Source organism: Rhodococcus pseudokoreensis (assembly GCF_017068395.1).
GTDB classification, from domain to species: domain Bacteria; phylum Actinomycetota; class Actinomycetes; order Mycobacteriales; family Mycobacteriaceae; genus Rhodococcus_F; species Rhodococcus_F pseudokoreensis.
In genome coordinates, this window is record NZ_CP070619.1 from 5,585,562 (window position 1) to 5,609,246 (window position 23,685).

Annotated in this window: 21 protein-coding genes and 1 pseudogene; 5 read left to right on the forward strand and 17 right to left on the reverse strand. The window is 66.1% G+C overall.

Annotated features, from left to right (window positions below; all coding sequences use genetic code 11):
* Positions 1 to 16: 16 nt before the first annotated feature.
* Positions 17 to 1,051 carry a phosphotransferase family protein gene (locus tag JWS13_RS30715; protein WP_206009134.1) on the forward strand — a complete coding sequence of 345 codons (1,035 nt, stop codon included), beginning with the start codon at positions 17 to 19 and terminating at the stop codon, positions 1,049 to 1,051.
* 67 nt (positions 1,052 to 1,118) lie between these two features.
* Here the strand turns inward: JWS13_RS30715 and JWS13_RS30720 are convergent, their stop codons facing one another.
* The 7 genes from JWS13_RS30720 to JWS13_RS30750 all read right to left on the reverse strand — a co-directional run bounded on the left by JWS13_RS30720 (position 1,119) and on the right by JWS13_RS30750 (position 7,475).
* The gene (locus JWS13_RS30720; RefSeq protein WP_206009135.1) at positions 1,119 to 1,928 is read right to left on the reverse strand and encodes a PaaI family thioesterase; all 810 of its coding nucleotides are present in this window, start codon (positions 1,926 to 1,928) and stop codon (positions 1,119 to 1,121) included.
* A gap of 103 nt (positions 1,929 to 2,031) precedes the next feature.
* Positions 2,032 to 2,928 carry an SDR family oxidoreductase gene (locus JWS13_RS30725; protein ID WP_087560771.1) on the reverse strand — a complete coding sequence of 299 codons (897 nt, stop codon included), beginning with the start codon at positions 2,926 to 2,928 and terminating at the stop codon, positions 2,032 to 2,034.
* Positions 2,929 to 2,957: 29 nt separating this feature from the next.
* Complete coding sequence (locus JWS13_RS30730) at positions 2,958 to 4,094, reverse strand: acyl-CoA dehydrogenase family protein (RefSeq protein WP_206009136.1); 1,137 nt, start codon at positions 4,092 to 4,094, stop codon at positions 2,958 to 2,960.
* Between the two features lie 89 nt (positions 4,095 to 4,183).
* A complete protein-coding gene (locus tag JWS13_RS30735; RefSeq protein WP_160099962.1) occupies positions 4,184 to 4,990 on the reverse strand; it encodes an enoyl-CoA hydratase-related protein in 807 nt (268 codons plus the stop codon).
* A 344-nt stretch (positions 4,991 to 5,334) separates the two neighbouring features.
* Positions 5,335 to 6,243, reverse strand: a complete 909-nt coding sequence (locus tag JWS13_RS30740) for a DDE-type integrase/transposase/recombinase (protein WP_241032400.1) — start codon at positions 6,241 to 6,243, stop codon at positions 5,335 to 5,337.
* A gap of 119 nt (positions 6,244 to 6,362) precedes the next feature.
* Positions 6,363 to 6,824, reverse strand: coding sequence for a hypothetical protein (locus JWS13_RS45645; protein WP_241032401.1), 462 nt, complete (start codon positions 6,822 to 6,824; stop codon positions 6,363 to 6,365).
* A gap of 129 nt (positions 6,825 to 6,953) precedes the next feature.
* Entirely contained in the window at positions 6,954 to 7,475 is a 522-nt protein-coding gene (locus tag JWS13_RS30750) for a thioesterase family protein (RefSeq protein ID WP_206009137.1), read from the reverse strand.
* A 45-nt stretch (positions 7,476 to 7,520) separates the two neighbouring features.
* Here JWS13_RS30750 and JWS13_RS30755 point away from each other — a divergent pair, with 45 nt between their 5' ends.
* Complete coding sequence (locus tag JWS13_RS30755) at positions 7,521 to 8,072, forward strand: TetR/AcrR family transcriptional regulator (RefSeq protein ID WP_206009138.1); 552 nt, start codon at positions 7,521 to 7,523, stop codon at positions 8,070 to 8,072.
* A gap of 65 nt (positions 8,073 to 8,137) precedes the next feature.
* Here the strand turns inward: JWS13_RS30755 and JWS13_RS30760 are convergent, their stop codons facing one another.
* The 3 genes from JWS13_RS30760 to JWS13_RS30770 form a co-directional block, all read right to left on the reverse strand.
* Positions 8,138 to 9,154 (reverse strand): Rv3169 family protein, encoded by a 1,017-nt coding sequence (locus JWS13_RS30760; protein WP_206009139.1) that lies wholly within the window; start codon positions 9,152 to 9,154, stop codon positions 8,138 to 8,140.
* On the reverse strand, positions 9,151 to 10,422 hold the full coding sequence (locus tag JWS13_RS30765; protein ID WP_206009140.1) for an MFS transporter: 1,272 nt from the start codon (positions 10,420 to 10,422) through the stop codon (positions 9,151 to 9,153). Before JWS13_RS30765 ends, JWS13_RS30760 begins: the two co-directional genes overlap by 4 nt.
* 129 nt (positions 10,423 to 10,551) lie before the next feature.
* A complete protein-coding gene (locus JWS13_RS30770) occupies positions 10,552 to 11,814 on the reverse strand; it encodes an acyl-CoA dehydrogenase family protein (RefSeq protein WP_206009141.1) in 1,263 nt (420 codons plus the stop codon).
* 151 nt (positions 11,815 to 11,965) lie between these two features.
* Between JWS13_RS30770 and JWS13_RS30775 the strand changes: the two genes are divergently transcribed.
* Both JWS13_RS30775 and JWS13_RS30780 read left to right on the forward strand, forming a co-directional pair.
* Positions 11,966 to 12,418: a MaoC family dehydratase gene (locus tag JWS13_RS30775; RefSeq protein ID WP_206009142.1), complete on the forward strand. Its 453-nt coding sequence runs from the start codon at positions 11,966 to 11,968 to the stop codon at positions 12,416 to 12,418.
* 20 nt (positions 12,419 to 12,438) lie between these two features.
* Complete coding sequence (locus JWS13_RS30780; RefSeq protein WP_206009143.1) at positions 12,439 to 13,515, forward strand: NADPH:quinone oxidoreductase family protein; 1,077 nt, start codon at positions 12,439 to 12,441, stop codon at positions 13,513 to 13,515.
* Here JWS13_RS30780 and JWS13_RS30785 read toward each other — a convergent pair.
* The gene (locus JWS13_RS30785) at positions 13,478 to 14,524 is read right to left on the reverse strand and encodes a phosphotransferase family protein (protein WP_206009144.1); all 1,047 of its coding nucleotides are present in this window, start codon (positions 14,522 to 14,524) and stop codon (positions 13,478 to 13,480) included. The genes JWS13_RS30780 and JWS13_RS30785 overlap by 38 nt on opposite strands.
* Before the next feature lie 122 nt (positions 14,525 to 14,646).
* Here JWS13_RS30785 and JWS13_RS30790 point away from each other — a divergent pair, with 122 nt between their 5' ends.
* On the forward strand, positions 14,647 to 15,432 hold the full coding sequence (locus tag JWS13_RS30790; RefSeq protein ID WP_206009145.1) for an SDR family NAD(P)-dependent oxidoreductase: 786 nt from the start codon (positions 14,647 to 14,649) through the stop codon (positions 15,430 to 15,432).
* A gap of 9 nt (positions 15,433 to 15,441) precedes the next feature.
* On the opposite strand, the gene JWS13_RS30795 is transcribed toward JWS13_RS30790, so the two are convergent.
* From JWS13_RS30795 to JWS13_RS30820, 6 genes and pseudogenes are all read right to left on the reverse strand, one after another.
* Positions 15,442 to 16,152 carry an SDR family oxidoreductase gene (locus tag JWS13_RS30795; RefSeq protein ID WP_206009146.1) on the reverse strand — a complete coding sequence of 237 codons (711 nt, stop codon included), beginning with the start codon at positions 16,150 to 16,152 and terminating at the stop codon, positions 15,442 to 15,444.
* On the reverse strand, positions 16,149 to 17,489 hold the full coding sequence (locus JWS13_RS30800) for a PucR family transcriptional regulator (protein ID WP_206009147.1): 1,341 nt from the start codon (positions 17,487 to 17,489) through the stop codon (positions 16,149 to 16,151). Before JWS13_RS30800 ends, JWS13_RS30795 begins: the two co-directional genes overlap by 4 nt.
* A gap of 34 nt (positions 17,490 to 17,523) precedes the next feature.
* The gene (locus JWS13_RS30805) at positions 17,524 to 18,444 is read right to left on the reverse strand and encodes an LLM class flavin-dependent oxidoreductase (RefSeq protein ID WP_206009148.1); all 921 of its coding nucleotides are present in this window, start codon (positions 18,442 to 18,444) and stop codon (positions 17,524 to 17,526) included.
* A gap of 625 nt (positions 18,445 to 19,069) precedes the next feature.
* Positions 19,070 to 19,303, reverse strand: coding sequence for a hypothetical protein (locus JWS13_RS30810; protein ID WP_206009149.1), 234 nt, complete (start codon positions 19,301 to 19,303; stop codon positions 19,070 to 19,072).
* Between the two features lie 185 nt (positions 19,304 to 19,488).
* Entirely contained in the window at positions 19,489 to 22,962 is a 3,474-nt protein-coding gene (locus tag JWS13_RS30815; RefSeq protein ID WP_206009150.1) for a serine/threonine-protein kinase, read from the reverse strand.
* A gap of 385 nt (positions 22,963 to 23,347) precedes the next feature.
* Positions 23,348 to 23,593, reverse strand: a pseudogene (locus tag JWS13_RS30820) (IS1380 family transposase); the annotation flags it as partial.
* Positions 23,594 to 23,685 lie beyond the last annotated feature (92 nt).

Sequence of the window (23,685 nt, forward strand, 5' to 3'; positions counted from 1 at the left end):
GGATGGAGGCGAGCGCATGACCTGGGAATGGACGCCCGACACGCTCGGTGCGCTGGAGTCGTTCCTGCGCGACCGCGGGATCACTGAGGGTCCGCTCACGACCGCGGGGATCGGCGACGGACATTCCAACCTGACGTTCCTCGTTTCGGACGGGGTCCGTCAGGTGATCGTCCGCCGCCCGCCTCCTCCGCCGATTCCACCGGGCGCCCACGACATGCTGCGGGAGGCCCGTCTCGTCGGCGGTCTCGCCGGGAGCGGCGTGCCGGTGGCGGACGTCCTCGCCGTCGGCCAGACCGGCGACGTGCTCGATGTCCCGTTTTATGTGATGGACTACGTCGCCGGGCCGGTGGTCACCACCGAGACCCCGTCCGCGCTGAGTGCGCCGGCGGATCGACGCCGGATCGGGGAGGCGTTGATCGACACGCTCGCCGCACTGCACGCGGTGGACTGGCAGGCCGCCGGCCTGGGCGACCTGGGCCGCCCGGAAGGATTCAACGAACGTCACCTGCGCCGCATGGGCAGGCTGGTCGCGGCCGAGGACGGGACGCCGCCGCCGGAGTTCGCAGACATCGACGCGTGGCTCGGCGCCAATGTGCCCGCCGAATCCGGTGCGGCGATCATCCACAACGACTACCGCATCGGCAACGTCATCCTCGCTCCCGATTCACCGGGACGTATTGCCGCAGTGCTGGACTGGGAGCTCGCGACGATCGGCGACCCGCTGTTCGATCTCGGCTACTTCCTCGCGTCGTATCCCGTCGTGGGGGAGGAACGCACACCGACCGAGGACCTCGGTACCGCCGTGCTCGAGGACGGGTACCCGACCCGGGACGAACTCGCCCAGCGGTACGCGGCGGCCACCGGCGCCGACCTGTCGAACCTGAACTGGTACACGGCGCTGGCCCTGTGGAAGCTGGCGGTGCTGTACGAATACGGGCGGCGCCGCGCCGTCGCCGGAGTCGGCGACCAGTACTACCGCGACGAGGCCCTCGTGCGGTCCTTCCTCGACGCCGCACACCGGACCGCGGAACTGGCGCCGTCGGTGGTGTGATCACGCGGCGACACGGCCGGTAGCGAGTGACTTCGCTACCGGCCGTGTTCGTGTGTTCGAAACAAAATTAGGCTCGATGGCACGTGACCGTCGCTGTGGTGCAGGTCTTTCCGTCTCGATTGCGCGCGACGACCTGGACGACGGCGAAGCTGCGGCCACGGTAGAGGACCCGGGGAGCGAAGGTGAGCGGCTCGGTCCCCGGGCAGGGGCGCACGAACGCCATGGCGATCGAGGTCGTCTGGAACTCGGCCTCCGGTGTCACCGCAGAGTGGCCGGCGATCTCGGAGGCGCACAGGAGTATGCCGCCGTGGACGTTGCCGAGCGGATTGCAGTGCGATTCGGCGGCCTCCAGTTCCAGCCCTGCGGCGGCATTGTCCCGTCGGTGGTGGGCGCCGAGCAGTTCGATGATCGAGGACGCGCTCGGCCCGATGGGTGGCACGTCGTCGGGAGCGGTTCCGGTCTGTACCTCCGCGGCGACGAACCGGAGGCGAGCGCTGGCGATGGCCACGACCTGCCCGGACTCGTCGACGACCCGGCCGGTTGCCAGGCCGCCATCCGCGTCGGATGAGACGACGCTGCTCGCCGCATGGAGGATCGAACCGTCGACCGCCGGGTTTCGTGAGAAGTCGAGGTGAAGTTCCGTCGTGACGGCCCAATGTCCGGCCGGGATGCGGGCGGCGATCGGGTATCCCGTGACGTCGTCCATCAGGACACCGAGAGCGCCGCGGCACGGAAGGCCGCGGTGGTCGGACATCCACGGTCCGGTCTGCATCTGAGACTTGCCGTGAGTGGCGTCGCCGATCACGGGAGCCACCCGGAACAGTGCTTCGGCACCCGCCGAGATGAACGGAAGTGCCTGGAAATTGTCGGTTGTCATGTCTCTTCCGGCGAATAGGGCGCGGACTACGAGCGCACATGAGAAAGGCCTGCCGGCCGGGACGTGTCGTCACCGACTGGCAGGCCCGGTGTGTGATGAGGGGTCAGACTCCGCGCTGCGACTTGGCGGCTTCGCTGGCGGCCTTGCTCTTTTCCCGGGCGGTGGCCCAGTCCTCGTTGCTCATCGATGTCAGGCCGGCGAAAGTGCCGGGGCCGGCAAGCATCTGGCCGCCGTCCATGGCGATGGTCTGGCCGGTGAGGTAATCGCAGGCATCCGACAGCAGGAAGATGGTGAGGTTGGCCAGTTCCTCCATCGTGCCCATCCGGCCCATCGGCACCTGGTCGGCCTGGGTCGCGCCGACGGCACTTTTTTCGGTCGGGTTGAGCATCTCCCACGCGTAGTCCGTCGGGATGGGTCCCGGGGCCAGGGCGTTGAGGCGGATCCCGTACCGCGCCCATTCGACGGCGAGCGACATCGTCATCGAGTGCACGGCGGCTTTCGCCATCGCGGACGGGACGACGAACGCGGATCCGCTCCAGACCCAGGTGGTGAGCGTCGACAGGACGACGCCCTTGGTCCCGCCTTCGATCCAGCGGCGGCCCGCGGCGTGAGTGGTATTGAACGACCCGTTCATCACGGTGGAGGTGACGGCTTCGAAGGCACGCGGGCTGAGTGATTCGGTGGGAGCGATGAAGTTCGCGGCGGCGTTGTTGATCACGCCGGTGAGCGGACCGTGGAGCGTCCAGATCTCGTCCATCGCGGCCGACACGAGATCTGCTTTGCGCACGTCGACGGTCTGCCAGTGGACCGAACCGGGCCGGGACACGGACGCCTCCGCCGCGGCTTCCTCGAGTACGGCGGGACGGCGGCCCCACAGGTGGACTTCGGCGCCGTGGTCCACGAGGTGGCGCGCGACGCCGCGGCCGAGTCCGGTGCCCCCGCCGGTGATGAGGACGCGCTTGCCCGCGAGTGCGTCGGAGGTGAAGGGAGTGGTGGTCATGCGATGGTCCTTACGATGGGGAACGAGGGCTACAGGCCCAGGCTCTTGCTGATGATCTCACGCTGAATCTCGTTGGTACCGCCGTAGATCGGTGGCGCCAGAGAACGGCGAACCTGCTCCTCCATGCCGTACTCGCGGGTGTAGCCGTAGCCGCCCATCATCTGCATCGCCTCGAGTGCGGTCTTCTTCGCGATCTCGGTGCATCTCAGCTTGGCCATCGAGCCCTCGCGGTTGAGATTGTCCTCCTCGCCCGCGTCGATCCGCTCGGCGACCTCGTACACGAAGGACTTCGCGAAGGCGATATCGGTGGCGAGGTCCGCGATCCGGTGCCGGATGGCCTGGAAGCTGCTGATCTTCTGGCCGAACTGTTCACGCTCGGTGACGAACGCGATCAGGTCGTCGAGCGAACGCTGGGCGCCGCCCAGTGCCATCGTCGCGATGATGAGACGTTCGACGCTCAGTCCGCGCATGAGGTGGCGCCACGCCTGGTTCGGTGTGCCGACGACTGCGCTCGCCGGGACCGCGACGTCGGTGAAGTACAGGTCGTTGCAGGTCCGGGCTTCCATGGTCTGGATTTCGCGGATCTCGAGGCCCGGGACGTCGGCAGGCACCATGAACAGGGTCAGACCCTGGTGCTTGTTGCCGGAGGAGTCGGTCCGGGCCAGGAGCAGGATGTGCTCGGCTACGTGGGCCGCGGAGATCCACGTCTTCTGCCCGTTGATGACGTAGTGGTCGTCGACTAGTTCCGCCTTGATCCGGACGCCGCCGAGATCGGAGCCTGCGCCAGGCTCGCTGAGGGCGATCGCCTCGAGCTTGCCGGCGGCCATGTTGCCGACGATGGTGCGCTTCTGCTCCTCGGTGCCGTAGCGAAGATAGGTCTGCGCGGCCGTGAGACCGGTGGAGTAGGCGGTGATGGGTGCGAGGCCGCGGGCGGATTCCTCCAGGAAGATGCATTCCTCGACCATTCCGGCGCCGCCCCCGCCGAACTCCTCCGGCAGCGAGACGGCGAGCCAGCCGAGGCCGGCGAACTTCTCGAGGATGAGGGGGCTGTTCGCCAGTGTGCCGCCCTCGGTCAGCGCATCCCGTTGCTGGAGAGTCTTGCATTCGGCGGCGCAGAACTCGCGGACGGCGACCGCGAACTCCTGTTGCTCTCGGGTGAAACGCATAGCGGCGGATGCTCTCTCGCTAAGGGGGAGGGTTTCGATCAGCGCGGCCGACGGGAGGCGAGGCGTGTACGCCCCGCCTCCCCGAACGGTCAGGCCCCGCGGAACTTCGAGAAGTCGGGCTTGCGCTTCTCGTTGAACGCGCTGATTCCCTCGATGGCCTCGGCCGACTCACCGAACAACTTGAGCGTCGAATAGGCCATGTTGCCCTGTGCGATGAAGTGCTCGGTGTCGGCGTTGAGCGACTGCTTGAGTACCTTCAGCGCCGTCGGCGAGAGCTGCAGAATCTCGTCGGCCCACGCACGGACCTCGGCCCGCAACTGGTCACCGGGCACCACCTTGTTGACCAGACCCCAGTCGAGGGCCTGCTCGGCACTGTAGCGGCGGCACAGGAACCAGATCTCCCGCGCACGCTTCTCGCCGATGGCCCGCGCCAGGTAGCCGGTGCCGAGGCCGGCGTCGAACGATCCCACGCGCGGCCCGTTCTGCCCGAAGATCGCGTGGTCGGCGGCGATGGACAGATCACACAGCAGGTGCAGCACGTGGCCGCCACCGACCGCGACACCGTTGACCGCGGCGATCACGGGCTTGGGCACGTCGCGGAGTACGCGGTGCAGAGCCTCGACCTCGAACAAACCGCTGTCGGACGGGCCGTAGTCGCCGGTCTCCATCCGCTGCTTCTGGTCGCCACCCGAGCAGAACGCCTTCTCCCCGGCGCCGGTGAGCGCGATCGCCCCGACCTCGGAGCTGCCCCAAGCCTTCTTGAACGACTTCACCAACTCGTCGACCGTCCGCGCACGGAACGCGTTGTACCGCTCGGGCCGGTTGATCGTGATCCAGGCAAGTCCGTTCTCGACCTCGTACGTCACATCCGTGAAGTCACTCGTGAAGTCACTCATCGACCTGTTGGTCCTTTCCTGTTGCCCGCGGAGCGTGAGCCGCCCGCGAAGTTCTTTTGGTCTTACCTTATGACGAAGGTAGCGCTGATAACGAGCGTTTTCAAGGGGGAGTGCGAAAAACGCTTCTACCTGCGGTGATGGGTTCGTGCTTTTCTGCACAAAGTGGGATTTGACGAAATCGACTCGCACGGAGCCCGTGTGACGAGCCGTAGTGGGCTGCCGGGGCTTCGGGACATGCTTGCCTGCTGAATTCGGTTGGTCACGAACATAATTGGATAAATACAGGTGGTGCACGCACTACTTCTGCGCTCCCGCACCCCCTGTCGGCACCCACACGGAAGTTGTCAACCTGTCTGAGACACGTTGGTGTTGATTCCCGTCGGTCCGGGAAGGGCTGGTGCTACCGGTCTGGCCCGGAACCGTTCGGGATGCTGCGACCAGTAGCGGTCGAGCGCTTGCTGGCGCCGTTGCCGGTCGAGGGCAGCGGTGCCGGCATGGATGGCCGCCGGGGTGTGGCGGCCGAGTCCGCTGTGGCGGTGTTCGGTGGCGTAGCGGTGGAGAAACTCGGCGGTCCAGTCGCGGGCATGGTCGATGCTGTCGAACACGAGCGGGCAGCTCAGGTCGTATTTGATGGTCTTGAACAGCGACTCCGAGAACGGGTTGTCGTCACTGACCCGCGGCCGGGCATACGAGGTGAGCACACCGTCGCCCGCAAGCGCATCGACGAGGGTGTGGGCACGCATGATCGATCCGTTGTCGGCGTGCACCACCCCCGGCGCCCCGTGTTCGGCGATGGCGGTCGCGAACATCTGCACCGCCAGGTCGGTGTTCTCGGTGTACTCGATCCTCCAGGCCACCGGATACCGAGAGAACACGTCGATCACCAGATACAGGTCGATCACCAGATACAGCTTGTAGCGGTCCTGTGTGCGGGGGCCGCGTAGCTCGGTGACATCCCAGGACCACAAGTCCCCGACCCGCCCGCAGTGCACGATCGGCTTGTGCCGAGGAGTTGAGCCACCACCGTATTTCCTGCGTCGGCGATCGCCGACCATGTTCTGTTCGGTCGCGACCCGGTAGAAGGTCCGCTCCGAGCAACCGACCCTTCCCGCGTCGAACGCCCGCCAATACGTCTGCACCACAGACAGTTCGGCGTACTCGTCGGATTCGAGCACAGCGATGATGGCGGTGAGTTCATCGGCGGTCAGCGCGGCCGGTTGCCGTCGCTTCTTCTGCGGTATCGGGTCGGTCACCGGCCGGTAGTGCCGGTAGTTGCGGGTGAGCCGGTAGTACGTCGAGCGTGGCAGCCCGACCAGCCCACACGCGGCGCGGACCCCGATCCCGTTTGCGGCGAGCTCGTCGACGAACTCGATCAGTACAGTTTGTTGCGTTCGAGCCAGTTCGCGTACTCGGTGGCGCTCAGCAGCGCCGGCGGGATCTCGGGTTCGTCGTCGGTCGTCGAGCTCGTGGTAATCCCCTCCAAGAGCTCGTACGCTTTTCCCAGAATTTCCTGCACGGCCTCACCCTGGGCGACCTTGTGTTTGAGTGCCGCATTCTCCTTGCGTAGTCGTGCAAGTTCGGCACGGTCGGCGTTCTCCATTCGGCGCAGCGACCTCTCTTCTCGGGTGACCGACGTCAGTCCCGTGAATTCTCCCTCGTCACGGCTGCGCAGCCAACGCCGCACGGTGGCCCGGTTGAGGTTGTGCTCGCGCAGCAACCTGGTCCTGGCGCCCCGGGCGGTCGCAGCATCCCATTGGTGGATGAACTCGAGCCGAAAGGCAATCGGGAATTGCCTCCCGCCGGTCGGGGTGCGTCCGATCTCGATGTCGATCATGCATCACTCGCTTCCCCGCGCCCTTGCCACGATGTGTCTCACGACCACCCTGGCAACAAACGCACAGCGAGTGCGAGAACCGAGAAGGTGAGCGTCGATGCAGGGTGGGAGGCCGCCAACCCTGCGCCGTCACCGCGCGGCCCTGGCGCGGACGCCCATCGCGCCGCACACGGGGGCGGGCCAGTCGACGTCGGTGCCTGCCAGTTCCCGGTCGACGGCGTCCGCGACGTCGGCGGCGAACGGGACCACTCGGCGGCTGGTGAGATCGACGTGAGTCGCGATGACCTCGAGGGTGCTGGCGAGGCGTTCGGTGGTGTCGTCGACGAGAAACGCCATCGCGTGGACAACCTTGTCCGAGCGTTCGACGATCTGTGCGTGCACCGACATGCGATCGCCGACGTGGACTTCCGCGTAGTAGCGGATGTGATGCTCCGCGGTGAAGAACCCCTGGCCACGAGTGGTGCGGTAGTCGTCGGTGATGCCCATCCGATCGAACACTTCCGCGATCGCCTGCGCCTCGAGATCGAAATAGTGGCGGATGTTCATGTGGCCGTTCTCGTCCTCGTAGGCGGACGGAACGAGCACGGGCCCGCACTCGCGGGGCAGTGCAACCACCTGGTGGTATGAGGGGATTCCGGCTGGTGACGTCATCGGTCCATAATAACGATCGTTAACAACGAGTGCTAGAATGCAGCTGTGGACCGGAACAGGAAGATTCTCGACACCGCCGCAGAGCTGTTCTACGAAAAAGGCTTTCACGGAACGAGCGTCGATGAGCTGGGCTCTCGTGCCGGCCTGAGTGGTCCTGCCATCTATCGTCATTTCTCGGGCAAGGACGAGATTCTGGCCACGCTGTTCGACGAGGCGATGGACGAGTTGATCGGCGCCACCGAACCCGTGCACGAGGATGCGGATCTAGATCTCCAGCGGATGATCCGCCACCACGCTCTCTATGCTGCCCGGCACCGCCATCTCGTGAACGTCAGCCAGCGTGAAGACCGGTCGCTGGTCGACCCGTGGCGGAAGGCGATCAACCGCAGGCGCAAGCAGTACGTCCAGGGGTGGGAGGCCGCGGTTGCGCGGTCGATTCCCGCCGCGTCACCGGCGGAGGTTTCGGTGGCAACCCAGTCCTGCCTGGGCATGATCTTCTCGATCGCGTATTGGCCCGCCAAGGTGACCCGCACCGCCGGGCTGGCCGACCACATGGTGCGGATGGCCAGCGAGGGCCTGGACGCGTTCCGGCAATAGCGCAGTACGAATAGCACTCTGCCCCTGCATCTATCGGTAGATGCAGGGGCAGAGTCGGATTCGGACTATGTCGCGATGCTGGAGCGGTACGTGTAGGACGACGACCGCGACAGGGCGAACTCGAAGATCCCGTAGCCGGTCTGCCCGTTCCACTCGAACGAGCAGCACCGGTCGGTCAGGGCCGAGTCGAGGGTTGTCGGCCCCACGGATCCGTCGAGCGGATAGACGTCGAACTCCTGGAAGTCGCGGCCACGGACCTTGCCGTGGTGTCCGCCGTAGCCGCCGCCTGCCATGTACCCACCGCCGGCGGAGGCGTCCGCGCCGATGCGGTAGGTTGCGCCGCCGGCCGTCACGACCTCGATCGTCCCCCCGGTGAGGTCGTTGCCCGCGGTGAACGCCAGGTCGTGCCGGACGTCGGTGATGTCGTCGAGTCGGCCGTCGTCGTGCATGACGGCGCCTTCCAGCAGAATTCGGCCACCTCGGCGGTCCTCGACGAGCAGGAACCCGAACGTGCGGTCCGGGAACTGCGCCTGGTACCAGATGTGCAGGCCCTGTCCGCCGGACATGGTGCGCACCCCGCGGGAGCGGTCCCGCAGGCCATACCACCCGCCGACGTCGGTGGTGGTTCCGTCGAGGGTGAGGGTGCCTTCGTAGCGCCCGGGCTGGAAGAGATGGTCGAACGACGTGACGTTGCCGTCGGTGTTCTCCACGTCCACCGATCCGAGCCAATACGGTGCCCGGGCGCGCCAGACCAGGTCCAGTTCGAGTCCGGTTTTGTTCTCACCCAGCTGGATTCGCCAGGTCGTGTTGTCCTCGAGCGTCTCCCACTTCAGCGGCCCGACGGAGGCGGCGTCGGTCGCGTCGTGCTCGGTGGACAAGCGCAGGTTACGCTGCTCGGTCTCCGTGGTGAGGACGACGAAACCGTCCACGACGTTCCGCGGTGGATAGACCCCGGCGCCGAGGATCACCGACGGCGCGGTGCCGCCGTCAGGATGAAGGTTGAACATGAACCGGTCGAAGAACCTCTCCGGCATGTCATCGGTGGCCCCGGTTACCAGGGCGTCGTGGAATGCGTCGGTCATACGTGCTCCTTCTGTTCTATGGTCACATTGTCGGCGCCGATTTCGCGGTGGTCCAGCGTGAAGCGGTAGGAACCCATCATCAGCAGGCACGCGATGGCGATGCCGACCAGGGCGATGATCGGAAGCGCGCCGGCACTGTAGGAACCGGTGGCGCCGTATACCTGCCCGAGCAGGAAGATGCCGAACGCCGACCCCTGCGCGTACAGGAAGTAGATGAATCCGAGCACCCGGCCGTAGGAGTGCTTGGGGAAGTACCGGCTCACCATGTAGGCGGCGAGATCGCCCTCGGACCCCAGGCCGAGGCCGATCAGGGCGGCGCCGAGGAACAACATGCCGACCTGCGACGACGTGATCATCAGGAAGACGCCGACCGCGCACAATGCGAAGATGACCGAGCCGATGGCGGGGGCGTAGAACCGGTCAAGCAGGTAGCCGGCCAGCAGGCGGGCGGAAACCGACGCCAGGCTGAGGACGGACAGGATCGAGACGGCGGTGCCCTGGCTGATGCCCTTGTCGGTGGTCATGGGCACGATCTGCGACATCAGCCCGAACGTTGCCGACGACACGAAGAAGATGGCGATGGAGAGCAGCCAGAACTGCCGGTACTTCCTCGCCACGGTGAGCAGCGATTCCCCGGCCATCCGGCCCTGCTGACGCGCGGCCATGCGCTCGGCCTCGTGTTCGGCCGGCATGCGGGTGACGAAGGCGTAAACGGCGGCCGGGATGACCGTGCACAAGGCGCCGATGACCAGGAAAGCCAGGCGCCATCCGCCGATGCCGAGCATCCAGTTGGCCAGATACGGCATCAGCACACCGCACGAGCCGAGGCCGGCCATGAGGATGCCCAGCGCCATGCCGCGACGGTCCTGGAACCACGCACTCACCACGGTCGAGTGCGCGACCGGGTTCACGGCGCCCGCCCCGGCGCCGATCACCACACAGAGCAGGTAGAAGGCGAGTTGATTGTTCGGGAGTACGGACATCAGCATCAGGCCGATTCCGAACGCCAGCGACATCGGAACCGAGGGGATCTTGGGCCCGTACCGGTCGATGAGGAAGCCCAGGATGACGATGCTGATACCCACCAGCACCGTTTCGATGGACAGACCGTTGCTTATAACGCTTCGTTCCCAGCCGAACTCCTGGGTCATGGGCTTGCCCAGGATGTTGAACAGAACGTTGACCGCCGTCGTGCCGAACAGCAGAGTCATAAAGCCTGTGACGACGTACCACCAGCGGTTCAAATGCCGCGTGGACGCTGTGCTCATGGGAGCTCCTGTCGATCGATGTCGATGGTCGAACAGTGGACGTGGGGTGCGGGCGAGTCACATGAGTGGCGCTCGTCACAGCATGAGAGCATATGGACAGTCCAAATGTAAAGGACAGACCAAAAGACGCTACGTGGTTCCCACAGCCGTTCCTCTCGGTGACCCGAAATCGAACATCCTGCTCGCGATGCGACGCAGCTGGAGCTCGTCGGTGCCCTCGGTGATGCGGTACCGCCGGTGGTGGCGGTAGATGTGCTCGAACTGCTTGTGGCGGGTGTAACCGACGCCGCCGTGGATCTGGATGGCGCGGTCGGCCGCGCGGCACGCGAGCTGGTTGCTGCGCAGGTTCACCATCGCGACCTTGTCGGTGACGGCCGTCTTCCCGAGTTCGTCCATCATGGCCGCGGTCTTGTAGATGGTGTTGCGGATCAGCTCGGCGTCGGTCTGCAGCTCCACCAGCTGCCACTGGATGCCCTGGTGTTCGTGCAGCGGCTTGCCGAAGACGACCCGCTCCTGCGCGTACCGGACACTCTCGTCGATGCAGTACTGCGCTGCGCCGAGCGACGACGCCGCCTGCCGGATGCGGTTCTCGTGGACGAACAGCTGCGCGCAGTCGAGACCGCGGCCGACCTCGCCGACCACTGCGCCCGCCGGGACCCGCACGTCGTCGAGATGGACTTCCGAATGGTCGCTGGGCATGTTGAACGTCCAGTGGTTGAACGGCACGGAGAACCCGGGCGCGTCCGTCGGCACCAGGAACGCGGTGATCCCGTCCGCCTTGCCGGCCTGTCCCGACGTGCGCGCGAACACGAGGTCGACCTCGGAGCAGTCGACGAGACTGTTGAAGCGCTTCGCCCCGTTGATGATCCAGTCGTCGCCGTCACGGCGGGCCGTCGTCTCCAGGTACGTCGCGTCGCTGCCGTGCCCGGGCTCGGTGAGACCGAACGCGATCTCGATGTCGCCGCGGATCAGCGGTTCGAGGTACCGCTCCCGCTGCTCGGCGGTGCCGTATTCGTGCAACACGAGCGCGAGGGGGAGGTTCGCGACCACCGATGCCTCGTCGGCGTGCGGGAAGTGCAGACCGGAGCCTCGGGTGAGGAGGTGCTCGCGCACGACTGCCATCGCGAGGTTGCTCCCGTCGTTGCCGCCGAGCGCCCGGGGCAACGGGAACCGGAAGAACCCGGCGGCGTCGGATCTGCGCCGCGCCTCGAGCAGCAACTCACGCCACTCCTGCTTGGGGAACCCGTCCCGTTCCCAGTCCGTGCGAGCGTACTCGCGGCGGTGGTCGAAGAACTGCGGGTGTTTGGCCTCGAGCGGGGTGATCTCGCGATCGATGAACGCGTCGAGGTCGGTGACGAACTGCTGCACATCGTCGGGAATGGTCCAGTCCATGGGGCGTCCTCCGCTTCGGTTTCCTGATGTATCGGACGGTAGGGAGCGGCGGCACCCACGGCCACGAGGCTGCCGCGCCGCACTGTTGATTTCTCCAGTGCCGGATCGACGGTTCCTGCGGTGCGCGTCGTCGCCGTGGTTGCATGCGGCCATGCTGAAGCTGAACGGGATCGACGAGTTGGTCGCGCGGGTCGGCACCGACCTCGGCACGACGGACTGGTACGACGTGACCCAGGACCGCATCACCGCGTTCGCGCACGACACCGAGGACTTCGAGCGGATCCACGTCGACCCCGAGCGGGGCCGGGAGGCCGGATTCGGCGGCACGATCGCCCACGGAATGTACACACTCTCGCTCGGGCCGAGGTTTCTCTACGAGGTCTTCGAGATGAACGGGCATTCGCTGGGGCTCAACTACGGGTTCGACACGGTGCGGTTCCTGAACCCGGTCCGCGTCGGTTCGCGGATCCGCATGTCGGCGCGATTGCAGGATGCGCGGCCGATCGACGGCGGATATCGGTTCACGATCCGGCAGACCTTCCAGATCGAGGGTCACGACAAACCCGCCTGCGTCGCGGACGCGGTCGTGGCCTACTTCCACTGAACACGAGGAGAGTGACGTTCATGCGAGCAGTCGTCGTCGAGGAACTGACCGGCCCGGAGGGCGTGACGTTGGCAGAGGTACCCGAACCGCAGGGTGCCCACCCCCGGGCGGACGGTCAGCGACTACTCGTCGACGTGCACGCCGCCGGACTGTCGTTCATCGACCCCCTGCAGACCTGGGGGAAATACCAGAACGGCGTGCCCACACCATACGTATGTGGCAGTGAGTTCGCGGGTGTCGTGGTCGAGGCACCGGTCGGCACCGACTTCCGGCCGGGCGACCGGGTCGGCGGAATCGTGTGGCACGGTGCGCTCGCCGAGCAAGCCCTGGCGTTACCCGACTACACGGTGAAGATCCCGCCGTCGATGTCGTTCGTCGAAGGCGCGGCGCTCTACATGAACTACTCGACGTCCTGGTACGCGCTGCACCGGGCGCAGGTCCGGCCGGGCGAGTACGTGCTCGTCCACGGCGCGGCGGGTGGGGTCGGCACCGCGGCGCTCGACCTCGCGGACACGTTCGGGGTAAAAGCGATCGCGGTCGTGTCCAGCGACCGGAAGGAAGAGGTCGCGCGCCGGCACCGCGCGCACGCGGTGGTGCGGTCGGACGGGCCGTGGCTCGACGAGGTGCGCGGGCTCACCGACGGGCGCGGTGTGCACGTGGTGATCGACCCGGTGGGCGGCGACCGGTTCACCGACTCGCTCCGTGCGCTGCGTCAGGGCGGGCGACTCGTCGTCGTCGGATTCACCGGCGGCTCGATTCCCACCGTCAAGGTCAACCGCCTGCTCCACCGCAATCTCACCGTCACGGGAATCACCATGGACAACATGGAAACCGAGTATCCCGGCACGCTACGGATGGTCCGGGACGCCGTCGAGACGCTGGCCGCCGAGGGGCGGATCCGTCCGTACGTCGGGGCCACGTTCCCGCTCGACCAGGCGGCGACCGCACTGCGTACGCTCGACGACCGCGCCGCGATCGGGAAGATCGTGGTCGAGGTGGTACCGAGCGGTGTCACGGAGGTGGTACCGAGCGGTGTCACGGAGGTGGTACCTCGCGGTGTTACGCCTGAGGTGCCACCGGTGCGCCGAGGACGGTAAGGCCGCGCTCGACCACCTCGGCGAGGCTGTCGGCTGCGACGACCAGGGATGCGTCGGGGTCGGCGCGCCGCCGGTTGCGTTTGACGAACACCGAGATCGTCGACGCCGTCTTGTAGTGGCAGTAGGCCAGGAACCAGTCCAGGTCGGGAATCGGACCGTCCAGCTCGGCGCTATAGGCCGCCAGGAGTTCGCCGCGCGACGGCATCCCGGTCCCTGCCGCAACGTCGGCCGCCGACCGCGAGCGCCGGAACCGGTGGACCGGGTCGGTGTGCATCAGCAACCACGCCAGATCGGTGCGGGGGTCGCCGACGGACCAGATCTCCCAGTCGATGATCGCGGCGAGGTTTTCGCCGGCGAACAGCATGTTCGCGAGTCGGTAGTCGCCGTGGAGCAGGGTGGGTGCGACCGGCGCCGGGATGCGGTCCGCCAGCGCGGCGTGCAGTTCGGCGTGACGAGGCGCGATGTCGGCATCGACGGTATCGAGCAGGCGCTGCCAGCGCGCAAGTTCCTCCGCGACGGTGACGACCGGTTCGTCCCCGACTCCCAGCGCGCCGGGGTCGAGGTTCTGCATCCGCGCGAGCATCCCGGCGGCTTCGAGGGCGCGGACGGCAACCGTGTCGGCGGACGGCGGGGAGTCGGCTTCGTCGAGGAGCGGTTCGTAGGACTGTCCGTCGACGAGGGTCATGCCGAAGAACGGTGGCCGTTCGGGTGTTCCGTTCTCCTCGAAGAGGATCGACGGCACCCGGACGCCAGGCGCCGCGCCGAGGAGACGGATGATCCGCGCCTGCCGGAGGACGTCGCGGTTGCGGACCGGTTCCAGTCCGGGGGGTGCCATCTTGAGGACGATGCCCGCGTCGGGCAGGCCGGGGCGCGTAAGTACGGCCCGGTAGGTCAGGCTCGACACGCCACCAGGCAGCGCCGAGGGCGCCGATATCGCGGATCCCGGCCATCGGCGACCGGCCGCCTCGGTCGCGCGGGCGGTCAGAGTGCTTACGTCGAATTCCGTCACGAGTCCACAATCGGTCCGGTCCGGCGGTGCCGCAAGCACGAAAGCGATCGCCGCTGAAGAAACCCACAGCGGCTCCTTCGTGCTTACTTCGGCTGCCATGAGGTGCGTGGTAGAGCTTTCGTATGTCGAATACCGCCCGCAACCGAAACACGCTGGAGCGATTCTCCTTGCACGGCAAGGTGGCGATCGTGACCGGGGCGTCGTCCGGACTCGGTGTGGCATACGCCCTCGCGCTCGCACAGGCGGGCGCGGACGTCGTCCTCGGCGCCCGGCGCGGCGACAAACTCGCGGCGACCGCGGACCAGGTGCGAAAGTACAACCCCCGCGTGATCACGGTGCACACCGACGTGACGGAGGCGGACCAATGTAATCGCCTGGTCGAGGCCGCCGTCGAGGCGTTCGGGAGGGTGGATGTCCTCGTGAACAACGCGGGCACCGGCGGCGAATACCATCACGTGACGCAGGACCCGCCCGACCACTTCCGGTCCGTCGTCGACGTCAACCTGCACGGCTCCTACTGGATGATCCAGGCGTGTGCGCGGGTGATGGGCCGGGGAAGTTCGATCGTGAATGTCTCCAGCGTCATGGCTCTCACGACGGCGAAGATGCCCGCCGCCGCGTACAGCGCGAGCAAGGCGGCCGTTCTCGGATTGACCCGCGACCTCGCCGCTCAACTCGGGCCGAGCGGAATCCGTGTCAATGCCATTCTGCCGGGGGTGTTTCCGTCCGAGGCGACAGCGCACTACAGCGAGAACTACAAGCGAAAGATCATCGACGCGCGGATACCGCTCGGCCGGATCGGCGATCCCGAGGACATCGCGGCGGTGGTGGTGTTCCTGGCGAGCGACGCATCGGGATATCTGACCGGGGTGAGCCTTCCCGTCGACGGCGGCGTGCTGGTGAACTGAACGCCGTGATCAGCGCTGTACCACCGAGGAGGTGACGGTGCGGGTGTTGAGGCCGTCGCCGCCGTCGACGGTGAGGAACTGGCCGGTGACGCTGCGGGCGGTGGGGGAGGCGAAGAAGGCGACGGCGTCCGCGATGTCGGACGGGTCGACGAATCCGTTGGGCATCGACGCGAGCCACGCGTCCTGGATGTCCTGTGGCATCGACAGAATGCCGGAACTCGCGGTCATCCCGGGCAGGACCGCGTTGGCGGTGATGCCGAGGGAGACGTTCTCGGCCGCCACCGTCTTGACCAGACCGAGCAGGCCGGCCTTCGTGGTGCTGTACGAGACCTGCGCCGGCATGCCCTGCGTGCCTGCGGTGCTGGAGATGACGACGACACGCCCGTACCGTCGTTCGCGCATCCCCGGCAGGCACTGCTGAAGCACCCGGAACGTCCCGGTGAGATTGACGTCGAGATCCTTCCGCCACTTGTCGATCGACATGCTGTGTGCGGCGCCGAACATCGTCGTCAGCCCGGCGTTGGCCACGTAGACGTCGATGTCGTCGAGGGCCGGCAACTCGTCGGAGGCGATGTCGGCCCGGTAGGTGCACCCGGGTGCACGGTCGAGGGTGACGACGTCCATCCCGTCGGCCTCGAGCCGGGCCACGATGGCCTTGCCGATACTGCCGTCGCGTGCGGCGCCCGTCACGAGTGCCTTGCGGCGGCGCGGGTCGGTCATGCGGATCTCCGTTCGTCGGGGAGCGCGTCTGCGCGCACGGTGTTGTCGTCCCGCGCTTCGGCGCAACGGCTTTCGAGGTGGAAGGCCGGGTGGTCGCGCAATCGGAGGACGAGAAGTGCGGTCTGGATGCTCAATTGATGGGACGCGTCTCCGGTGACGTCGAGTCCCGTGAGGGTGTGAACCCGCGACAGCCGGAGGCGGACGGTGTTCTCGTGCACACCCAACCGGGCGGCGGTGCGGCGCATCCCGCGATTCTGCTCGAACCAGACGGCCAGCGTGCGAATCAGTTCGGTCGCCGCTGCCGCGTCGTCGTCGAGGAGTGGGCCGAGCATGTCGTCGATGAAGTGCCGGATCGCCGAGACCTCGCCGTTCGCGAGGAAGAGCCGGGCCGGTCCCAGGTCGTCGACCGCGAGAACGCGGTGCCGCGCGCCGTGAGTGAAGCGGTCGATGCAGCGCACGACCTCCCGCGCCTCCCGGTACGCCCGGGCGAAGGAATCGGGTTCGTACACCGACGACACTCCGGCGATCAGTCCGCTCGCCGGGCTCAATTCGGCGGCCGCGGCCTCGAGGGTCGACGTGATGCGCCCGACGACCGCCGGGGACGCCGCCCCCGCGGGTGCCTCGATCAGCAGGAGGATCCCCTCGGAACCCCGGGTCGACAGCACCTCCTGGCCGAGTGCGCGCTCGGTGTATTCGGCGAGGGAACGGTCGAGATCCTCGGGGGCGCCCTCGGAATCGCGCACGTACACCAGGGCGCGGCGTGCGTAGACGTTCACGCCGAGGTACTCGGCGCCGGCCGCGAGGTCTTTCCAGGCGCCGGAACCCCGGACGAGTTGCCGGGCGAGGTTCGATCTCGCGTTCCACGCGACCCGGGTGATGCGGCGCTGGGTGAGGAACTGGGCTCCGATGCGGCGGGCGCAGCGCAACGTCACGTACTCGTCCGTGGGATGGAACGGCGTCGGCTGTTCGTCCACGACGAGCCACCCGAGGTGCTCTCCGCGCTCGACGACGGCGCTGAGGATCTTCCGGCGAGACAACCCGGTGCCGAGTTCGGCGGGCAGCAGCACCGGGTCCGCACTGGGCGGGGTCGTCGTGGTGTGCCCGCGCACGATGTCGCGTAACGGCGGGAAGGTGGTCTGCCTGCCGGCCTCCGGGCGGGTGGACGCGACGACGTGTCCCTGGCGATCGAACAGGGTCACCGCCTTGCCGGTGGCCTCCGAGCAGACCCGGACGATCGCGGACAGGCAGTCGATCGCGACCGCGGCATCGTCGAGAAGTTCGTCGAACACGCTGAGCGGCAGCCGCTTACGGCCGGTATCGGCGTCGGAGGTGGACATCGTGGTCCTCGCTTCCGTCTCTACCGGGCCATGGTCAGCTGTGATGGGCGAGCAGAAGTGTGCGGACGGACGCCGCGTGCTCGATGGCCGCCTCCATCGACGTGGTTGCCGGTACCAGCGTGATGTTGTCCGCACCTGCCTCGACGAACGAGTTCAGCCACTCGGCCACCTGCTCGGGTGTTCCGGCGGGTGCCAGATGGCGGAACTTGTCGCGCGGTAACTGATACAACGCCTGCATCTTCTCGCCGACGAGCCGGTCCGCGACCGCGGCATCCTTGTCGAGCCCGCACCAGACGTTGACGCCGAACGAGGCGGGTGCCCGGTCTTCCTTCGCTGCCGCATCGAGAATGGCGGTACGGGTCTCGGCGAACCGGCGCGGAGTGCAGAAGATGCCCAGCCAGCCGTCGCCGTAGCGGGCGGTGCGGCGGATGGCGGATTCGCCCCGGCCGCCGATGAGGATCGGCACCGCCGGCTGCGGCGCAGGCAGGATGCGTGCCCGGTCCAGGGTGAAGAACTCGCCGTGATGGGTCACTTCCTCGCCGCTGAGGACGGCGCGCAGCACCTCGAGGGTTTCGTCGAGGCGACGGCCGCGGGTGCTGGGGTCGACCCCGCTGTTCGAGATCTCGGAGCGGTCCTCACCACCGACGCCGGCGCCGAGGACCAATCGGCCGGGCGCGATCTGCGACAGCGTCGCGATCTGACGGGCGGCGAGCATCGGGTGTCGCAGTCCGAGCAGGTACACGCCGATGACCACCGACAACGTGTCGTGGGTCGACAGCACCGACGTCGCGGACACCATGCCGTCGAACCCGGTTCCGCCGTGGAAGCTGATGTGGTCCCCGACGGTGATGTGGTCGAGACCCGCCTCCGCGGCGGAATCGAGGAGCAGTCGCCGATCTGCGGGTTTCGGGACGAGGAGTGCATCCGTGACCGACAATCCCACTCTGATCGGCATCCTGATCTCCTCTCATGCTAATGGACTGACCATAAACTTCTCACCCCGTGGATGGCAAGGCCGGACGGCGGCATTCTGTGGTCACAGCATCGAACTGCCACCGTTGACACATCCCCTGGGACCCGAACACAGCCATGCGCTGCACGCCTCGAGGCCGTGGGCCTCGCGGTCTATCGAGAAATCGCGGCTGGTCAGTCCCTGTGTTCGACCGAGCAGAATACGAGGACATCCTCTGCTTCGCCAAAGTCTGGAGTCGACCGCGTATCAAATCGTGGCAGAACGGTGATTATGCCAAGTGCGGGGGTTCGCGACTCGCTGCAGCGAGTCCTTGATACTACCGAGGACGTGAGCTGGCCCGAGCGGCCTTTGTCGGGTGCAGTCACTCGACTGGCTCGATCAACTCGGACACTGGAGCAATGGAAACAGCGCCAGGTAGACCTTGTCGACAGTATGAGCAAGCGCGACGCGAGCACCCCTGACGGAAGCCGCGGCACACTACGTCGCCAAGCCTTGGGTGACCCGACGCGAGAAGAAGACCTCGTCAGGAGCCGCTGCAGATGGGTAATCCTGATCGCGACTGGTCGTCGAACGAGCTGCGGTGGGGAATGAAGCGTTCCTTCATCGACTACATTCGGTCCTTGCCCGACGGTGTCGTCGTCCGCTCGACGGTGCTGCCAATTGCGGCGCGAACGAGAACGAGTCTTCGGACGGTGGCTGCGTCGTCGACCGCCTCTCGTTTGAGGTAGTCGTCCAATCCCAGCACACGCATCATCTCGAGATCGGCAGTCAGACGCTTCGAATGGCGTGAAAAATGTTGCTCCGCAGTGCTGTTGCGGCGAGCTTGCTTGTAGTAGCTCACGAGGCCGATGTCGCCGCCTCAGCGAGGTCCAATGGCATCACGACAATCGCGACTCCGAGGTCGAGAACATTCTGAGCGGCGGATCCGGAAAGGTAGATCGACTCGAATCGGGCGCGGCGGGCGAGTACGGCTGAGGGCGCGTCATATGCTCCCGGTACGACGACAAGGGGTTACGCCGCCGCAATTCACGGAGGTGGACCTTGCGTGCCGTTCACGTAGTCGCCAAGGATGCCGAGGAGGAGAGGTTCGGTCAGGTCGGGCCATCGCTGTATCCAGGGTTCACCCGCACGTATGTCAGCGAGCAATATTGACAGAATCTCCAGGACCGCTGGCCCGCCGTCGAGAAGGATGCGAGGCAAGCGGAGTGCAGCGCATTGCGAAACCAACGGTGCAAGGGTCTGTTTGGCTTCGTCGATCCGTCCTGCCGAAGCAAGGCAGCACACTTCCAACACTGTCAATACGACCAAAGCCCGAGGTCTCTTCTGATTTGCGACCCGCGCCGCCAGCACACGGCTCCGCCTCAACGCCTGTTGCGCTGCGGCGTCCGATCGGTCTGAAAGAAGTAGCCGTATCGACGACTCCTCGTCGAGTTGAGAGCAGACCTCTGCGATGCCGCCCTGCTCTACCGGGAGGCTGGAGTGTCTGAGACTCGCGCTCGTCACGGGATCGACTGGGAGTCCGGCACGGATTCGTTCATTGACAATATGTTTGCTCAACCGCGAAACCCCAAGCCGTGCAGCGACTGCCGCTCCCTCCTCCAAGCGCTGCTCTGTAGCCGCGCGATCACCGCGAAGCGCCTTGATCCGGGAGCCCACCCCGTAGGTCGCGAGCAGGATATCGACGATGCCCCCCTCGGAGCCGAGCTCATTGCTGCGATCGAGCAACTCCTCGGCGGTATCGACATCGCCCATGTCGTAGAGCAGGGAACCCAGGAGTGCGCCTGCGAGGCGAGCGGCGTAGCTGTGCGCACCCGTCTGTCGGGCTAGATCCAATGCGGTACGGAACTTGCGCTCGGCCTCGCCGACCTCGAGAACCTCGTAGGCCGCCACTCCGGCCATGCAATGTCCGTACATGACACTGAACGGTCCGACTGTCCGTTCGTGGTAATCGCGTGCCCAGTCCTGCCATCGGCGCGCGGCTGCAAAGTCGAAACTGTGCACCGCCAGGAAGGACGCCACACCGCTCGCGCCGGAGGTCACGAATGGACGCACTTCGTCCGGATGCTGCAGGATATCGTCGATCAGATCCCACACGCCTTCAACCTGATCCGCGAAGATCCTCCCCACCGCGCGTATCAGGTCAGCCTCGCGTCGGACCATACGTTGCTCCTCAGCGGATCTCAACTCCGTATCAAGGGCGGAAGTGAGGCAGTCGAGGGCGGAGTGCGTGGCAGCTGGGCGCTGCAACAGCACGTTTCCCCACCCGACCAGGAGTTGGAGCTCCGAGTGCAGACGGGCTTCGGCAGGTGGAATTTTCGCGATCAAGCCGAGCAGAGTCGCCATCCGCGAGTTTTCGATCAGTTCCCGTCCGTCTGATTCGACCAAGTGGATCGCACGTTCGGAATCCTCGCCGGCCATTGCATGATCGACAGCCTCGCTGAGCATTCCGTGCAGCTCGAACCACTGCGACGCGACATGATGTAATCGTCGAACCCTGGTCGGATTGTCCCGCTCGAGTCGGCGTTGAAGGAACTCGGCAAACAGGTGGTGATATCGAAACCACTCTTTGTCATCGTCGAGGCTGGTCAAGAATAGATCTCGACTTTCGACTTCCTCGAGCAACGCCTGGCCGGACCGGACGCCCGACAGCTGGGTCGCCAGATCACCGCAGACCTTCGCGGTGATCGCTGTACACATGATGAAGTCGAGGAGATCAGGCTCTAGTGTGCACAGGACGTTGTCCACCAAGTATTCGCCGATCGCATGATGCCGTCCGGACAGATGTCTGATGAACTCTGCCGGATCATCCCTGCCGCGCAGCGACAACGACGCCAACTGCAGGGCGGCAGCCCAACCATCTGTCGAATCCACCAGGTCCGCAACCTCCGATCCGCTCAATTGCAGGGCGTTGACATCGAGGAGGAACGCCTTTGCCTCGTCGGCGTCGAAACGCATCGCTTCAGCATCGATTTCGACCAACTCGTCGCGCACTCGCATCCTGCTCAGCGATAGCCCCGCCTGGCTGCGGCTGGTAACCACGAGCTGCAGATGGTGACATCCATTGTCGAGGAGGAAACCCATGGCGCTGATCGTTTCGGCGGCGTTCACGCGATGCCAGTCATCGACGACGATCGCCAACCGCTCGCCGCAGTTGTGTATCTCGTCGACCAATGAACTGAGGACATAACGGGCCGCATCCGGGGGATGATCCTCGAGAATCTGCCCCAGTTCGTGTGCGAGGGCGGGTCGAATACGGCGGACCGCCTCCAGCAGATGCGCGAGAAACCAGACAACGGTGTTGTCGTCATGATCGACACTCAACCAGGCGACGGATACGCCGGTTGTCTCGAGCTCAGTCCGCCACTGTGCTGCCAGGGTGCTCTTGCCGAACCCGGCGGGCGCATGAATCAAGACGAGTCTGCGGCGCCCGCCGGCGCGCAGAGTGTCGAGCAGTCTGCTGCGTCCAACCAGTGGCCGACTGGGGGTCGGCGGCCGGAACTTCGTGGCGGCGCTCGGCGGGGTCAATACGGTCGACCGTCTGGCATCACTCACCTCCTTCCTCGGTTGTTCGAGAGACGGTTGCGCGGACCCGGTGGACTTAGCAAGGGGACGCACGATCGCCGTCCCCGTGAACCCATGCATCTCGCAGACCGCGCGTAGTTCGTCACCCAATGCTGTAGCGGTCGGGGGCCGATCAGCCGGCAATTTGGCCATCGCATGCTCAATCGCGGTCACCACATCGCGTGGAAAGTCCTGTACTCGGAGATCGGGCACCGACACGCTGGTTATTCGGATGAACTGGGCGACCATGCCCTCACCGGCTCGGCGTTCGAAGGCAGCGTGCCCAGAAATCAGCGTGAATAGTGTCGATCCGAGACCGTAGATGTCGGATGCCGGTGCGGGCGCCTGCCCGTGCAGCAGCTCGGGGGCGGTGTAGGCGGGCGAACCCGCGACATTTCCGGTGGAGGTTTTGAAGGCCCCACCGACCCGCGCGATACCGAAATCAGCTAATTGAGGCTCGCCGTAGTCGGTGATCAGAATGTTGGCAGGCTTCACGTCTCGGTGCAGGATTGCGAGGGCGTGAGCAGTTTGCAGGGCACCGGCGAGCTTGATTGCGATCAGGAAAGCGTCGGGCCACGGCAAGGGCCCGTGACAGCGAACCCACGCTTCCAGCGAGTCCCGGGCGTGGTAGGGCATCGCAATGTATGGACGTCCCCCGGCCAGCACGCCCACCTGCAAGATTTGGACGATGTTCGGATGCCCGGACAGCCGGCCCATAGCGCGTTGCTCTCGGACGAAGCGTTCGCGGTCGGTACGCTCGACACCCTCGAGAACTTTGATCGCGACTGTGCGATCCAGTGAGGTCTGCACGCACCGGTACACCGCGCCGAAGCCGCCCCGACCTACCTCGTGGGCGTCGTCGAACCCCTCGGCTTCCAGTTCGGAGACGACCGAGGCAGCGACGTCGCGTTCAGTGCCCGCCGGGTCTACATCCGCCATCTCCGAAGCCTGACTCCATTGACGCGCCTCTGCTGAAGGGAACTGCTACCGGAAAATGTGATCAGAGCGTGCCGACCACCGTGGAGCGGGTTCCCAGAAGTTCAGCGTACTCGGTGCACCGTTCCGGAACGGTGAGTTACCCATCTCTGTCTCCCACGCCCGCGATAACGCGGACAATTTCAGCACTCATGGCATGTTTCTCCCGCGAACTGGCTGGTATCGGCGGATGGGATTGGAACCGGGCGCCGCCGGGGAGCGACCCCGACGGCGCCTTGTTGATTCCTCGGCGACCTCGGCGCGGGAGATCCACCGGTCGGTGTGTCGTCTCAGACAGCACCGACCCCGGCGGCATCCGCGGGCCCGTGTGGCCGAGGGTGGTGAGGGCGCCCGCGACCAGTGCGGTCAACTTCCGGCCAGCATGTGCGCCCTTGTCGGTGGGCACCGACAGATGCTCGTCCGCCAGGTGAGCGAGGCCGCAGTGCTGCGCCAACCCGAGTACCGGGATCAGCCCAGCCGCGGTGAGGAGGTTGCGGTCGTCGAACGCCGCGGCCGTCACCGGGCGGGTGTGGGAATAGTTGCGGCCTAGAGATGCCCTTCGTGTCGATCGAACTGGTTCTGTGAGAAGTCCAATTCTTTCCGCACGCAAGGCCATCTCGCCGTTTCGACTCACCCAACCCCACCCGGCATCGATGGTCGGACCTCGTGGCGACCGACGTCTTCAGC

What these genes read in the sequence shown, in the direction of transcription:
- JWS13_RS30725 (WP_087560771.1), bottom strand. Translation starts at nt 2,928, where the DNA reads ATGACCACCACTCCCTTCACCTCCGACGCACTCGCGGGCAAGCGCGTC.
- JWS13_RS30805 (WP_206009148.1), bottom strand. Translation starts at nt 18,444, where the DNA reads ATGCCGATCAGAGTGGGATTGTCGGTCACGGATGCACTCCTCGTCCCG.
- JWS13_RS30760 (WP_206009139.1), bottom strand. Translation starts at nt 9,154, where the DNA reads ATGACCGACGCATTCCACGACGCCCTGGTAACCGGGGCCACCGATGAC.
- JWS13_RS30765 (WP_206009140.1), bottom strand. Translation starts at nt 10,422, where the DNA reads ATGAGCACAGCGTCCACGCGGCATTTGAACCGCTGGTGGTACGTCGTC.
- JWS13_RS30775 (WP_206009142.1), top strand. Translation starts at nt 11,966, where the DNA reads ATGCTGAAGCTGAACGGGATCGACGAGTTGGTCGCGCGGGTCGGCACC.
- JWS13_RS30800 (WP_206009147.1), bottom strand. Translation starts at nt 17,489, where the DNA reads ATGTCCACCTCCGACGCCGATACCGGCCGTAAGCGGCTGCCGCTCAGC.
- JWS13_RS30790 (WP_206009145.1), top strand. Translation starts at nt 14,647, where the DNA reads ATGTCGAATACCGCCCGCAACCGAAACACGCTGGAGCGATTCTCCTTG.
- JWS13_RS30770 (WP_206009141.1), bottom strand. Translation starts at nt 11,814, where the DNA reads ATGGACTGGACCATTCCCGACGATGTGCAGCAGTTCGTCACCGACCTC.
- JWS13_RS45645 (WP_241032401.1), bottom strand. Translation starts at nt 6,824, where the DNA reads ATGATCGACATCGAGATCGGACGCACCCCGACCGGCGGGAGGCAATTC.
- JWS13_RS30735 (WP_160099962.1), bottom strand. Translation starts at nt 4,990, where the DNA reads ATGAGTGACTTCACGAGTGACTTCACGGATGTGACGTACGAGGTCGAG.
- JWS13_RS30815 (WP_206009150.1), bottom strand. Translation starts at nt 22,962, where the DNA reads ATGGCGGATGTAGACCCGGCGGGCACTGAACGCGACGTCGCTGCCTCG.
- JWS13_RS30795 (WP_206009146.1), bottom strand. Translation starts at nt 16,152, where the DNA reads ATGACCGACCCGCGCCGCCGCAAGGCACTCGTGACGGGCGCCGCACGC.
- JWS13_RS30730 (WP_206009136.1), bottom strand. Translation starts at nt 4,094, where the DNA reads ATGCGTTTCACCCGAGAGCAACAGGAGTTCGCGGTCGCCGTCCGCGAG.
- JWS13_RS30715 (WP_206009134.1), top strand. Translation starts at nt 17, where the DNA reads ATGACCTGGGAATGGACGCCCGACACGCTCGGTGCGCTGGAGTCGTTC.
- JWS13_RS30780 (WP_206009143.1), top strand. Translation starts at nt 12,439, where the DNA reads ATGCGAGCAGTCGTCGTCGAGGAACTGACCGGCCCGGAGGGCGTGACG.
- JWS13_RS30750 (WP_206009137.1), bottom strand. Translation starts at nt 7,475, where the DNA reads ATGACGTCACCAGCCGGAATCCCCTCATACCACCAGGTGGTTGCACTG.
- JWS13_RS30720 (WP_206009135.1), bottom strand. Translation starts at nt 1,928, where the DNA reads ATGACAACCGACAATTTCCAGGCACTTCCGTTCATCTCGGCGGGTGCC.